This window comes from Pseudomonas mohnii (genome assembly GCF_900105115.1).
In the GTDB taxonomy this organism is placed as follows: Bacteria; Pseudomonadota; Gammaproteobacteria; order Pseudomonadales; family Pseudomonadaceae; genus Aquipseudomonas; species Aquipseudomonas mohnii.
Genome location: NZ_FNRV01000001.1, coordinates 4975645 through 4989077, shown reverse-complemented (window position 1 = coordinate 4989077; position 13433 = coordinate 4975645). Strand labels below are relative to the sequence as shown.

The window sequence follows — 13433 nt, the reverse complement described above, 5'->3', positions numbered from 1 at the left end:
CATAACTAAACGACCGGACTTGCAAACATAGACTCGGGCTTTTCGCAAAAGTTCTCCCCCTCCAGGCAAGTTTCCTGCGGGCTCTCATTCGGCACGCACGAAAAGCGCAGCGCGAGATGGCCCGGCTGCGCAAATAATCTTGTCATCGGATTCGCTGGCAAGGACCCAACCGCGGTTCCTGCGCTGAAGCCGACACTGTCCCTTGAATCGGGCAACCGTCTATTGATCTTGGGCCTTTGGCAAAAGTTCCAAATATTTATAGCCGTGCCGAACCGACATTGTGCGACTGTGAATAGAAAAAGACTGTTAAATCCGCGATACAGTTCACTTGTCGCCGAATCGACGAAAAAAACATCCGACGAAGCGTCAGGTCTTTTCTGTCACGGTAGTTTCACAATGCCATATAGGCTCGGGTATTGTGCCGCTCCCCCTCTCTATATACTAGTGGGCTGCGCGGCTGCCTGACTCGCCTGTCCAGATGTCTGGCGCCTACCCCGACCCGGGTCGCTTTGAGCGGAATCCTGAAATGAGCCAACAGTTTCAACACGATGTTCTGGTAATTGGCAGCGGCGCTGCCGGCTTGAGCCTTGCGCTGACCTTGCCCGGTCATTTGCGCATCGCCGTACTGAGCAAAGGCGACCTCGCCAATGGTTCGACCTTCTGGGCGCAAGGCGGTGTTGCCGCGGTCCTCGACGACACCGACACCGTCGAGTCCCACGTCGATGACACCCTTAATGCTGGCGGTGGCCTGTGCCATGAGGACGCCGTGCGCTTTACCGTCGAACACAGTAAAGAAGCGATTCAATGGCTGATCGATCAGGGCGTGCCATTTACCCGCGATGAACAGTCAGGCACTGAAGATGGCGGATTCGAGTTTCACCTGACTCGCGAAGGCGGTCACAGCCACCGGCGCATCATCCATGCGGCCGATGCCACGGGCGCTGCGATTTTCAGGACGCTGCTCGCCCAGGCCAAGCAACGGCCGAACATCGAGTTGCTCGAACAACGGGTAGCCGTCGATCTGATCACCGAAAAACGCCTGGGCCTCGAAGGCGATCGCTGCCTGGGTGCCTACGTGCTCAATCGCGGTACCGGCGAAGTCGACACCTACGGCGCACGCTTCGTGATTCTTGCCTCCGGCGGCGCGGCCAAAGTCTACCTCTATACCAGCAACCCCGACGGCGCCTGCGGTGACGGCATCGCCATGGCCTGGCGTTCCGGCTGCCGGGTGGCGAACCTGGAGTTCAACCAGTTCCATCCCACGTGCCTGTATCACCCGCAAGCCAAGAGTTTCCTGATCACCGAAGCCCTGCGCGGCGAAGGTGCACACCTGAAACTGCCCAATGGCGAGCGTTTCATGCAGCGCTTCGATCCACGGGCCGAACTGGCACCACGGGACATCGTCGCCCGGGCCATCGACCATGAAATGAAAAGGCTTGGTATCGATTGTGTCTATCTGGACATCAGCCACAAGTCCGAAGATTTCATCAAGACGCACTTCCCCACCGTGTACGAGCGCTGCCTCGAGTTTTCCATCGACATCACCAAACAGCCCATTCCGGTAGTTCCCGCGGCGCACTACACCTGTGGCGGCGTGATGGTCGACCAGCAAGGTCGCACCGACGTGCCAGGGCTGTATGCGATTGGCGAAACCAGCTTTACCGGCCTGCATGGCGCCAACCGCATGGCCAGTAACTCGCTGCTGGAGTGCTTTGTGTATGCGCGCTCAGCGGCGGCGGACATCCTGGAACAATTGCCGAACGTTTCGGCCCCCGCCGCCCTGCCGGTCTGGGACGCGAGCCAGGTGACCGACTCCGATGAGGACGTGATCATTGCGCACAACTGGGATGAACTGCGGCGATTCATGTGGGATTACGTGGGTATCGTGCGCACCAACAAGCGCCTGCAACGGGCCCAGCACCGGGTGCGTCTGCTGCTGGATGAAATCGACGAGTTCTACAGCAACTATAAAGTGAGCAGAGACCTGATTGAGTTGAGGAACCTTGCTCAGGTTGCTGAACTGATGATCCAGTCAGCCATGGAACGCAAGGAATCTCGGGGTCTGCACTACACGCTGGACTATCCAGAGATGCTGCCAGAGGCGAAGGATACGATCCTTACCCCGACCAGATGAGGCACGTTAGGAGCCCTGAGCGTAGCACGGTGAAGGCTCGTTTTGTCACAGGTTTGGCCCACCTTTGTCTCATCGCTTGGGGTCCTTATCGTCCGCCTGCGAGGGTCCTTATGGCGCCCGCGAGGACCTATGCGAAGGCACACGGGGGAACCTCGGCCTGTAGTAGCAATGAGGTGGTCATTCCCAAATTTTCTGTATTTTCTCATCGGGACCTATGCGACCACAGCCAGATGACCAAATGGACAGCCGCACAGACCAGATAGGCAGCCTGTAGCTTGTCCATTGGGTTCTCCTAAAGGTTACTTGATGGGTCGGCCCCAGCGATCTACACCAGCAAACGCAACAGCCGTGTTCATCTCCTCAGCCTTGGCCTTGAGCCACTCAGTGAGACCCTTGCTGGTGATCTTGAACAGGTGACCGCCATTCTTTGAGACGACCAGATTGGAAGGCTTGAGCGTCTTGATAAAGCCATCACGCTCATAGTCTGGGTGAAGCTGCGTGTGGCCTTGCGTCGTCTTACGGGCGCGCCCAAGGGAGACCAGAACGGCCAGCAGTTTGTCAGGGTGGTCGATGTCAGCGAGGCGGCAGGCTTCACGCCAGCTATAGCCAACTGTGCGGCCCTTACGGACATGCTCGTCATACGCTGGGGCCATTGCATTGACACGGGCCTGTAGCTCATTGAGGGTCTCGGTGATGGCCTGAGCTGCAAAGGCTGGGTTAGCGACTTGCTCCAGTTCGATCCAACGACCTACTACGTTGTGGCGAAGACCAGTGTCATAGCCAGTAATGAGGGTGAAGGTAAGATGCTTGTCGAGGACCAGCATGGGATGTTCTTTATTTTGCTTGTTTGTGTAGGTCGCCTCTGAGTAGCCCAAGGAGGACGGCTGAGATTTCAGCCCACCGATCATCTCGATTACCTTACGGGCATCTGCAAGGACGTTCTTGTGGGCCTTGCCAGTCAGCTCAGCGATCTCAACGGTGGTCATGGTTACGGTGTTGGTCAACATAGTGTTGTGACTCCTTTCTGATTGCTCCCTGAGTTCGCTCCCACAGGCCAGCTCAGAGACCCACAACAAGGGTTCTGGCGAGTGGCACAAGGAGCAATCAGAAAGACTCTGATGGTTGAATGCCCAGCGACGGGCGATAGGTCTCCTCAGATTTGAGGAGTCCTCTTTAAGGTGAAGCGGTGCCCCAGCCGATCCGTCATTAGGTCGGCCTTACGGGGCTCTTTACGATCAGCTCAAGGTAATGCGGGTGATCATCGGGAACGCCACAGCCTCGGTCTGGAGACCATCAGCGGTCAGCTTCACACGGACCTTGCCATTAGCAACGATGTCCACGACAGCCATGATCTCGATGTCCCAGCACTGATGGGCACCGTTGCGGGTCGCTTCGATCTTCCATACGTCACCGTTACGACCTTCGCGGTAGCTCAGAGAGGTGAACATCTTAGGTAACAGAAACAGACCATAGTCAGTACCAGCGTATGGCTGCACAGAGGCGCCGATGAGGCTCTCGATGTCCGGTACGCCAGCTCGCTGAGCAGCACGCTCAAGAACGGCCACCAGCGACACAGGGAGCAGGACCACGAAGTCACCCAACGAGGTGCCCACAGTCTGGTTGATGTTCATCGTCAAGATGTCGATGAGGTCCTCTGCGATTTCCACAGGCTTGCCGGTTGGTTTGGTCGTTGAGACGCTCTCGGTGCTTGGAGCAGTAGCCAGAATGCCAGCGATTTTGCCAGCGGCAAGGAACTCGATGTCCCGTAACAGCTTCTCAGCGGTCTGGTTCATGGAGCCCTCGGTGAAGCCTGCTAACAGTGTGTGGTCGAGGATGGTGAAGCGGTGGCTGATGACCAAGGCTTTATCGGTGGGCTCGGTGAAGATCACAGACCCAGCCAGGACTACGCCCTTCGAGATGGTCTGATTGTCCCAGTTCTTGCGAGGGTCGAAGGTGACCGAACGATCAGCCGTGGTGGTGATCTGTTGACCAGTGGCATCAGAGCCAGCCGGACGGAACTCGCAAGGGGTTCTCTCAGCCGCCTCTTCGCGCCATTTGTCACTGTTGAGGTACTCGTCGAGGCCATCGGTCAATACTTCCACGTAGACGGACACATCGGTGGCGGCTTCGTTCTCAGCGCGGACATCAGCAGTGTTAAAGCGGATCGACCCGTTCTGATCGTCAAAGATGGTCGAGTAGTGGGTAGTTGGTTTCACGTATTGGTTAGGCAGGCGCATGGGGATGTTTCTCCTGAATTAGTTGATTGAAGTGGTGGTGTTAGTAGCCAGAGTTACCAGAGGCAGCACGGATACGAATACCTTGTTCTCGAATGGCAGCCGCTCGGGCTTCTCGGTCGGCCTTCAATTGGGCCAGCTCACGGGGCGTAGCTTCACGGAGACGCTCAGCGTGGGCATTGGCCTCAGCTTGTTGACGGAGACGCTCACGGGCCTTCTCTGACTTGTCTTGGCGGTACTCACGGGCGACATCGGGAACCGCATCGAGCGACAACCCGGCCTCATCGAAGACCTTAACGATCTCGAACTTTCGGCTTACTACGGTGGCGCATTGGGCGACCAGCATGGGCAGCATGATGTTCTCGACGTACTCACGGCTCAGGGTCTGGCCGGACACGGTGACTTCGTTCTTCAGGACGTTGGTGATGGTGATTAGCATGGGATTGGGACTCCTATTGGGTGACCCATTAGTTCAGCCTTGGCGCCATTGAGGCACGCGACCAGACGGCCAAGGAGGGAGCCACGCGGGCATCATCCAAGACTGACTAATAGGTTCTGGGTTTGGTTGTGTGTTGATGGTCAGGACATGGCAATCCTGAGCGGGCATCTTTAAGTTGATCTACGAGGCGACGTAGAGGTGTTACTGAGGTCGAGCTTTGAGGATCACGGGGACACGCTTGACGAGCTTGACGAGCGTCTCCAAGTCGAACCCAGTGGACTCAAGGAGCATCTCAAGGGGGACCAAGTGGAACGCTGATAGTCTGGTCTTCAGGAACTCAAGGGTATCTTCAAGACCACGGTGGAACCGGAGACCACAGGCTTTAAGTTCAAAGACTGCATAGGCCGATCTGGGAATCTCACCCATGGCCTTCTCGATGGTCAATAGGTCCGCTTGGTGCTGCGCGCTAAGATCATCGAGGACAAATTGGAAGTTCATTTATTGACCTCCTTTGAGGTAACTAAGAGAGCGGGATAATCATGGTCGCAAGACCAATCCCTAACTTGAGATGGTCTTAGAGAATCTATTAGAATCTTTAAGTTCTTTTCTTATTAGATTATTTAAAGATAATAATTATAGAGTTACTCAATGAGTAATCTTTAGAATCTTTAAGTTAAGGCCCCCGTGAACATTGAGCAATCCACGGCGGCCCCAAGTCCGTGGAAGGCTTCCCAGCGGTGCCCTTAAGGGACACCGACTTATGGTCAGCAATATCAATGTTCGCTCCTTCCTACTGGAGCCAGATCGCAATGAAGGGTCTGCTTACCGGGGGCAGTTGAGCGCTTGGCGTGTCACCTTGAAAGGTGGTCGCACTGGTCGTCTCGGTCGTCTCGGTCGTTGCCCATGAAGGGAAACGGTAGGAATCTGGAAGATCCACAGAAATATTAATTTTTGTTTTCTGTGGTGTCCTCGCAATAGTGAGGGGTTATTAAATCCCTATTGACGTCCTTGCGGAATCCATGAGTGAAATCAGTCCACATCACTACCGTAGTAGGACGGAACGTCAAGAGGACCGTCATAGCCGTTGAACTCGAAAGGTTCCTCATCGACCACCTTACGGAGTGGACTGAAGTTCTCGGGGAGTTCGTCAAGAACGCTCAACCGGACAAGATAAGAGTTGCCCGTCTCGGTGTTGGTGTGTCGCTCGATGAGGTCACCAGTGTATGCGTCGGCGCCGAGGTGCTCGCTAACGATGTTGGCTGTGATGGAAATAGCTGGGATGCTGGACATGTCGTGGTCCTCCTGTGCGTTGGATGGGTGTGTCGCAACAGTGAGGGGAAATTAAATCAGTATCAGGAATGACCGGAACGGCTTAGATGGTCATGAACTACCACGCTCCTACGCTCACGCAGCAAGGCCAGGGACCCAGCGAGTCGATTAGATTTCTCATAGGAACGCGATCAAGTGCTGGGTTGGTGGACTCCTCAGCGTCATACGAGCCGGTCTTGCGAATGGTCGGGAGGACTTCCTCAGTGACCCACTTACGGAACGGCTCAGAGGTCGGGGAGTTGCCCCGAAGGAGCATCTGGTAGACCCAAGGCTCAGTGCCTGTCCCATAAACATGCGCTCTTCAAATTAAGACCGTTTAAATTGATCTTTAGTTACCTCTCTGCACAACCCGATAATAGCGAGCATTGAGTTCACAAGACATTTTTCACCGCTGGGCTTTTCTGGACAAATCCACCGATAAAAACTCTCCGAATCGAGATTGTCTTTACCAGTCATTAATCCCATAAGTCCTTCAAGCTTTTCAATCGATATCGGAGCGTTCGTCTTCTGATCAATCGGATGAGCTACATGCGCATTGCGCAAATCACCCACATTGAATTTCTTGACCTTTTTCATATGGCTGAAGAAATCCTCAACAACCGAAACCGGGAGCTTTTTTATAAAAGCCCCATAATGGTTTCTCAGTTCGTTTAGCTTAAAAAGGGACAGCACAATACTATGGTTGCAAACCCGCAGCCGACCACAAAGCTTTTCGATACCACCGGGCCCATTCCGATCCGCTGCAAGAACTTCCCGACCCATGCTAACGGCGGAAATCAGGTCAAGAACCAAGTCATTCAAGGCCCAGCTCAAATCATTAGCCACAATTTCATCATTCATCTAATTCATTCCCTAAATAAGCAAAGCGGTCTTGAGCGCATCAGCCATACGGCCAATCTCCACGGAACTTCCCGCACCATAGAGGTCGTTACTGATCGACCCCGAAGCGTGCCCCAAGATCGCCTCATTGATCTCCACTTGAGTCGCAACGGCCTTAAGCGCGCCTGCCAATGAGTGACGCAGCGAGTGGAAGGTTTGGGTCCGGTCAGCATTCAAGCTCAGGACATCCCGAAGGGCTCCATTGAGAACTGCAGAGAACTGACCAGCTCCCAGCTTGAACAGTCGGGAGTCTGCCTTTTCGACAAACTCACGGAATGCCTGAAGGTCGAACCCATAGGCCCCATCTGTAAGCGGTATGACACGCAGCGCATTCTTGGTCTTGGCTGTCTTACCATCGTTCCTATTGATGTCGATCACCCATACGCCAGCGACCTGCTTAACATCAGCCTTGGTCAACTGCCTGAGTTCCGCAATGCGGGTCCCAGTGATAACCCCAAGGGACAATGCCCAGCGTTGCCATGAGTCCATAGGAAGCGTCTTGGCGTGGGCCATGAGAGCCTTCATCTGATCCTGAGTGAACGCCTCACGGGCGCTATCAGTGCCCTTTGTTGGCTTCAGACCATCGGTCAGCGCCTTACTGATGTAATCGTTATTCACAGCCCAGTCCATGACCGTAGACAGTCGGGTCAGAATCTTCTTCACGGTGGATGGCTTGCGATCTTCAAGGAGCTTTGCCCTGAGGTTCTTCATGTCATCCCGCGTGTGGGTCTTCAGGTCCAAGTCACCGAGGATCGCCCCAATAGCCTCGCAGGACGACTTCACGTCCCGCATGGTGCTGGCCTGAATGTTGTCTTTGCGCTCCTCCATGTAGAGCCCTGAGAGGGTCTTGAAGGTCAACGGCTGAATTGGCAATACAGATAGGGACGGAGATAGGGCCACTGGCGTGCTACAAGACTCCCCTCTGAGGTCCCTAACGATCTCGACCAGCTTCCCCGGCCTGCCCTCCAAGCGCTCTTGAGCGGCCTCAATGATCTCTAACGCCTTGCCCACTGCCCGTTGCTGGTTAATGCTCAATGGCAGCTTGGCGCTGGCCTCACGGAGTGCCTGATGCTGCTCATCATTGATCATCTCGTAGGCGACCAGCGAGCTATCGCCATGCGCCATCGTCAGGCATGACTCAGCGATGTCTATCAGACGCTCACGGAGTTCGTCCCAAGTGGCCTCAGGGTTGTCGAAGTGGTACGCCTTGAGGGTCTGGAGGATTTCTTGGGAGATGGTCATTGCGGTGGCCTTGTCAGTCGTCCTGAGCGATAGCGTGAAGAAACCCGTAGCGGTGCCTTGAGGGCGAAGGCGAAGGTAATAGCGACCAGACCGGCGATAGTGGTACGGCTTGGCGAGGGCAGTTTGTAACAGGTTTGTCCCAGTTTGGGAGCGCTGGTTGATGGTCATCGGCTGAAACCCCTGTATCCATTGGGTTTAGCCTCACCGCGTCGAGTTCTACAGCAACTACAAGGTCAGCCGGGACTTGATCGAGTTGCGCAACCTGGCCCAGGTGGCCGAGTTGATGATTCGCTCAGCCATGGAACGCAAGGAAAGTCGTGGCCTGCACTACACGCTGGACTATCCGAAGATGCTGCCGGTCGCGCTGGACACTATTCTGGTGCCGTCCACCTACGCCGGCTGAACTTGAGTCGAACCCGCAGGCGTCGGTGCAGATCCGCCGCCTGCGAATCCCGGGGCACGCAAACAGACCGGATGCGCCGCTCGCCCCGCAGACGAACCCGCAGCAACACCACTAATGGCAGCGCGATACTGTCCGGACGAAGCTGCACCGCTTGCCATCCCGCCGCCCGGCTCCACAACTGCCAGCCATCGGCATCGCGACGCAAGCCGCGAAAGGCCTGCGCGTGGGTCAGCAGAATCTGGCGTGGCAATGCCCAAACGGCGTGCAGCAGGCAGCAAAAGGCGCCGAGCAGACTGGCCCAAAGCGGAATAGCGAGAAGATAAAGCGAACCCAGCGCGAACAGCTGGGCCAACAGATACACCGCCAGCAACTGCCGTGAGGCATGCCAGCGGCATTCGAAACCGTTACTTGGGCTGAACACGGTCCAGAATCATGCGGACCATGCGTTGAAGCTCCGGGTCTTCCGATTCGGCGCGCTCCATGAACCAGCCGAACATGTCCTGATCTTCGCATTCGAGCAACCTGACGTAGCAGGCGCGATCAACCTCGTTGAGGTGCGGATAAACCTCTCTAACAAATGGCACCAGCAACACGTCAAGCTCAAGCATGCCGCGGCGGCTGTGCCAGTAGAGGCGATTCAGTTCAACATCTTCGACCATGGAGCGCTCCTCAAATAGGCCGCAAGTATACAGCCCAACGCCCCGTAGAACAGTCGGCTTTGGTCGGGCACCGACGATCCTTTGTGAACTACCCATTTCAACAGCGCCCCCTTATCATGTCCGCCAGATTCTTTACCCTGCGATGACCCATGGCCGATTCTGCTTTTTTCTGCACGCTGTCTCATGAAGGTGTTCTGGCGGTCCGCGGCGCGGATGCCGGCAAGTTCCTGCAAGGTCAATTGACCTGCAACCTCAATTACCTGAGCGATACCCAGGCCAGCCTCGGCGCGCGTTGCACGCAGAAGGGCCGGATGCAGTCGAGTTTCCGCATTCTGCTCGAAGGTGACGGCGTGCTCATGGCCATGGCCAGCGAATTGCTGGAACCGCAACTGGCCGACCTGAAAAAGTACGCCGTGTTTTCCAAGTCCAAACTGACCGACGAAAGCGCTGCCTGGGTCCGCTTCGGCATCGATCATGGCGATGCCGCGCTCGGCAGCCTCGGCCTTGAACTGCCAGCGGAAACCGACCGGGTGGTGCGCAGTGACGGGCTGATCGCCATTCGTGTTTCACCCGATCGCGCCGAACTCTGGGTCAGCGCCGATCAAGCCGGGGCCATCAAGGGCAAGCTGTCCGCCCTGCTTGCCGAAGGCGACCTGAATCAATGGCTGCTGGGCCAGATCCGCGCAGGGATCGGCCAGGTGATGCCGGGCACCCGCGAGCTGTTCATCCCGCAAATGCTCAACCTGCAGGCTGTCGGAGGCGTGAGCTTCAAGAAAGGTTGCTACACCGGCCAGGAAATCGTCGCGCGGATGCAGTACCTGGGCAAACTCAAGCGCCGCCTGTATCGCCTGCAACTGGACGCCAGCGAACGGCCTGAACCTGGCACCCAGCTGTTTTCCCCGAGCCATGGCAGTTCAATCGGCGAAGTGGTACTGGCCGCCCATGGCGAACAACAGATCGAACTGCTGGCGGTGCTGCAAGCCGAAGCAGCGGAGGCCGGCGACATTCACGTCGGCGCGGTCGACGGCCCTGCCTTGCACTTGCTCGATCTGCCTTATCAACTGGACCGCGACCGCGAAATCCAGCGTTAACCGCAGTACTTTTTTGCAACACCAAGAGAACAGAAATGAGTGAGTTGGCGGAAAAGGTCCAAAGGGATTTGGTTGAGGCCATCGATAACGATGACCTGGTTCTGCCAACACTTCCGGAAGTGGCACTGCAGATTCGCAAGGCGGCAGAGGACCCTGAAGTCAGTATCAGCGCCCTGAGCAAAGTCATTGGCCGCGATACCGCGCTGTCGGCGCGCCTGATCAAAGTGGTCAATAGCCCGCTGCTGCGCGCGACCCAGGAAGTTACCGAGTTGCACACGGCCGTCACTCGCCTGGGGATCAACTACAGCAGTAACCTGGCCATCGGCCTGGTCATGGAGCAGATCTTCCATGCCCGCTCCGAGGTGGTGGAACAGAAAATGCGTGAAGTCTGGCGCAAGAGCCTGGAAATCGCCGGTGTCAGCTATGCGTTGTGTCGCCACTGCACCCAGCTCAAGCCCGATCAGGCAGCCCTTGGCGGGCTGGTGCATCAAATCGGCGTCCTGCCAATCCTGACTTACGCCGAAGATCACTATGATCTGTTGTCCGACCCGATCAGCCTCAACCATGTGATCGACCATATCCATCCGCTGCTCGGCGACAAATTGCTCAGGGTCTGGGAGTTTCCGGACATGCTGGTGCAGGTGCCGAGGCTCTACCTGAACTTCAAGCGACGGTCTGACCAGATCGATTATGTTGATCTGGTGCAGGTGGCCAGCCTGTACTGCTGCAAAGACACCGACCACCCGTTTGCCTGCATCGACCCCTTTAGCGTGCCAGCCTTCAACAAGCTTGGGATCGATTACGACAACAAGACCCTGTGCGCCGATCTGGAAGAATCACGCTCGATGTTTTATTAAGCATCAATGCAATTCCTGTGGCGAGGGAGCTAGCTTCCTCGCCACACATGCTTGACTCACTCCCCGGCAATAAAACTCACCCGCACTTTCAACCCCGCGCGCTCACCATCATGCAGGCTGATCTGCGCCAGGTGCGCGCGGCAGATCTCGCCGACAATCGCCAAGCCCAACCCGGACCCGGCCACTTGCTGGTTACGTCGGTAAAAACGTTCGAACACGCGATCACGCTCATCGAGCGGAATGCCCGGTCCATCGTCCTCAACCTCCAGCACCGCCGGGGCCGAGACTCGCAAAATCACGTTGCCGCCCGGTGGTGTATGGGCCAGCGCGTTATCCACCAGGTTGCTCAACAGTTCGTTGAGCAAGGTCGGCTCACCCCGCATCCACACCGGTTCGTCCGCTTCCAGCGCCAGCGCCACACCGCGCTTGTGGGCCAGCGGCGCCATGGCCATACCCAGGTCACGCGCCAGTTGACTGAGATCGAGCAACTGCGCGCCCCCTTCGGCAATCGCCCGGGCACCGTTTTCAACCCGTGCCAGGGAGAGCAATTGATTGGCCAGATGGGTCAAGCGATCGGTGCCCTGGGCGGCGGTTTCCAGCGTACTGCGCCAGGTTTGCGGTTCGCTTGAACGCAGGCCCAGTTCGAGCCGCGCCTTGAGCGCCGCCAAGGGGGTACGCAGTTCGTGGGCGGCATCGGCGATGAACTGCGCCTGACGCTCGAACTGCCCGCGCAGGCGTTCGGTAAAGTGATTGAGCGCACGCACCAGCGGCCACAACTCATGCTGCACTTCCACCAATGGCAATGGCCGCAGGTCATCCGGCTGGCGTTCTTCCACCGCCGAGCGCAAGCGCTCCAGCGGGCGTAGCGCGGCACTGACCGCAAACCACACCACCATCAGCGCACCAATGGCCAGCATGCCAAGACGCAGCAACGTGTCGGTCGCCAGGCTGCGGGCCATGCTGACGCGCGCCTCGTCGGTTTCCGCCACGCGAATTTCCGCCATGCCATTCATGTTCGGTTCGCTGACCGGTTTGAGCAGACTCACCACGCGTACGTTCTGCCCTCGATAAGTCGCATTGTAGAAACGCGCCAACGCCGGATAGTCATCGGTGCGCGGTGTCCCCGGTGGAGGTGGCGGAAGGTTTTCGTAACCGGAAATCAGCTTCTGATTGATATCGTTGACCAGGTAAAAAATCCGCCCGGCACTGTCGTAAGCGAACGTATCGAGCGCCACGTAAGGCACATCGGCGCTCAGCGTGCCGTCGCGCTGGGTCACGCCCGCCGCGATGGTCCGGGCCGAAGCGAGCAATGTCCGGTCATAAGCGGTGTCGGCCGCTTCGCGACCGTTCCAGTAGGCACTCAAACCACTGGCCAGCATCAACACCACCAACAACAGCGCCAGGTTCCACAGCAACCGCCAGCGCAGGCTGCTGGGCTTATGCATCGCGACTTTCCAGCAAATAACCGAGGCCACGGAAGGTCACGATGGCAACCGGCTGACCGTCGAGCTTCTTGCGCAAGCGATGTACGTAGATTTCGATGGCGTCGGGGCTGGCTTCCTCGTCGAGGCCAAATACCTGGGAGGCCAATTGCTCCTTGCTCATCACCCGGCCGGGACGGGCGATCAAGGCTTCGAGCACCGCTTGTTCACGGGAGGTCAGGGTCAGCAGTTCTTCGCCAAGGGTGAAACGGCGCGTGTCCAGGTCATAGGCCAGCACGCCGCAACGTTGCAGGCGCTCGCCACCGAGCACGCTACGCCGCAGCAGTGCCTTGACCCGGGCTTCGAGTTCGGTGAGTTCGAAAGGTTTGGCCAGGTAGTCGTCGGCACCCAGATTCAGCCCATGGACCCGATCCTTGACGTCGCTGCGCGCGGTCAACATCAACACCGGCAGGTTCTTGCCCCGCCCGCGCAAACGCGCCAACACCTCGAAACCATCCATGCGCGGCAAGCCGACATCGAGGATCGCCATGGCGTATTCCTCGCTGCCCAGCGCCAGGTCGGCGGCCACGCCGTCGTGCAGCACATCCACGGTCAACCCGGTGCTCTTGAGCGCCTGGGCGACACTTTCGGCGAGCTGCAGATGGTCTTCGACGAGCAGGACACGCATGGATCTTTACCTCATTCAGGGATGGTCGACGCCATTCTTTGGCGCGGAGTTTACAGC

Annotated in this window: 14 protein-coding genes and 2 pseudogenes; 4 read left to right on the top strand and 12 right to left on the bottom strand. The window is 57.3% G+C overall.

Going from position 1 to position 13433, the window contains the following annotated elements; translation table 11 throughout:
• The first annotated feature begins 526 nt into the window (after nt 1-526).
• Nucleotides 527-2134 carry an L-aspartate oxidase gene (nadB, locus tag BLV61_RS23190; RefSeq protein ID WP_090467671.1) on the top strand — a complete coding sequence of 536 codons (1608 nt, stop codon included), beginning with the start codon at nt 527-529 and terminating at the stop codon, nt 2132-2134.
• A gap of 299 nt (nt 2135-2433) precedes the next feature.
• Here nadB and BLV61_RS23185 read toward each other — a convergent pair whose 3' ends face one another.
• The 8 genes and pseudogenes from BLV61_RS23185 to BLV61_RS23150 all read right to left on the bottom strand — a co-directional run bounded on the left by BLV61_RS23185 (nt 2434) and on the right by BLV61_RS23150 (nt 8425).
• Nucleotides 2434-3141 (bottom strand): Rha family transcriptional regulator, encoded by a 708-nt coding sequence (locus BLV61_RS23185; protein ID WP_090467669.1) that lies wholly within the window; start codon nt 3139-3141, stop codon nt 2434-2436.
• Between the two features lie 228 nt (nt 3142-3369).
• A complete protein-coding gene (locus tag BLV61_RS23180) occupies nt 3370-4371 on the bottom strand; it encodes a hypothetical protein (RefSeq protein WP_090467666.1) in 1002 nt (333 codons plus the stop codon).
• A 40-nt stretch (nt 4372-4411) separates the two neighbouring features.
• Complete coding sequence (locus BLV61_RS23175; protein WP_090467664.1) at nt 4412-4807, bottom strand: hypothetical protein; 396 nt, start codon at nt 4805-4807, stop codon at nt 4412-4414.
• 201 nt (nt 4808-5008) lie between these two features.
• Complete coding sequence (locus BLV61_RS23170; protein WP_090467662.1) at nt 5009-5305, bottom strand: hypothetical protein; 297 nt, start codon at nt 5303-5305, stop codon at nt 5009-5011.
• Nucleotides 5306-5836: 531 nt separating this feature from the next.
• Entirely contained in the window at nt 5837-6097 is a 261-nt protein-coding gene (locus tag BLV61_RS23165; RefSeq protein ID WP_090467660.1) for a hypothetical protein, read from the bottom strand.
• Between the two features lie 97 nt (nt 6098-6194).
• Nucleotides 6195-6401: pseudogene (locus BLV61_RS32175) on the bottom strand (hypothetical protein); the annotation flags it as partial.
• Nucleotides 6402-6442: 41 nt separating this feature from the next.
• Entirely contained in the window at nt 6443-6976 is a 534-nt protein-coding gene (locus BLV61_RS23155) for a hypothetical protein (protein ID WP_090467657.1), read from the bottom strand.
• Between the two features lie 12 nt (nt 6977-6988).
• Entirely contained in the window at nt 6989-8425 is a 1437-nt protein-coding gene (locus BLV61_RS23150) for a tyrosine-type recombinase/integrase (protein ID WP_090467655.1), read from the bottom strand.
• A 43-nt stretch (nt 8426-8468) separates the two neighbouring features.
• Here BLV61_RS23150 and BLV61_RS23145 point away from each other — a divergent pair.
• Nucleotides 8469-8660: pseudogene (locus tag BLV61_RS23145) on the top strand (L-aspartate oxidase); the annotation flags it as partial.
• Here BLV61_RS23145 and BLV61_RS23140 read toward each other — a convergent pair.
• Both BLV61_RS23140 and BLV61_RS23135 read right to left on the bottom strand, forming a co-directional pair.
• On the bottom strand, nt 8629-9081 hold the full coding sequence (locus tag BLV61_RS23140) for a protein YgfX (RefSeq protein WP_090467653.1): 453 nt from the start codon (nt 9079-9081) through the stop codon (nt 8629-8631). The pseudogene BLV61_RS23145 and the gene BLV61_RS23140 overlap by 32 nt on opposite strands.
• Nucleotides 9065-9319, bottom strand: coding sequence for an FAD assembly factor SdhE (locus tag BLV61_RS23135; RefSeq protein ID WP_090467651.1), 255 nt, complete (start codon nt 9317-9319; stop codon nt 9065-9067). Before BLV61_RS23135 ends, BLV61_RS23140 begins: the two co-directional genes overlap by 17 nt.
• Before the next feature lie 149 nt (nt 9320-9468).
• Between BLV61_RS23135 and ygfZ the strand changes: the two genes are divergently transcribed.
• Complete coding sequence (gene ygfZ, locus BLV61_RS23130) at nt 9469-10410, top strand: CAF17-like 4Fe-4S cluster assembly/insertion protein YgfZ (RefSeq protein WP_090467648.1); 942 nt, start codon at nt 9469-9471, stop codon at nt 10408-10410.
• A 35-nt stretch (nt 10411-10445) separates the two neighbouring features.
• Nucleotides 10446-11267, top strand: a complete 822-nt coding sequence (locus BLV61_RS23125; RefSeq protein WP_047526756.1) for an HDOD domain-containing protein — start codon at nt 10446-10448, stop codon at nt 11265-11267.
• A gap of 56 nt (nt 11268-11323) precedes the next feature.
• Here BLV61_RS23125 and BLV61_RS23120 read toward each other — a convergent pair whose 3' ends face one another.
• Both BLV61_RS23120 and BLV61_RS23115 read right to left on the bottom strand, forming a co-directional pair.
• On the bottom strand, nt 11324-12712 hold the full coding sequence (locus tag BLV61_RS23120) for a sensor histidine kinase (RefSeq protein WP_090467646.1): 1389 nt from the start codon (nt 12710-12712) through the stop codon (nt 11324-11326).
• Nucleotides 12705-13376 (bottom strand): response regulator, encoded by a 672-nt coding sequence (locus BLV61_RS23115; RefSeq protein ID WP_090467644.1) that lies wholly within the window; start codon nt 13374-13376, stop codon nt 12705-12707. The genes BLV61_RS23120 and BLV61_RS23115 overlap by 8 nt, the downstream gene beginning before the upstream one ends.
• Nucleotides 13377-13433: the final 57 nt, after the last annotated feature.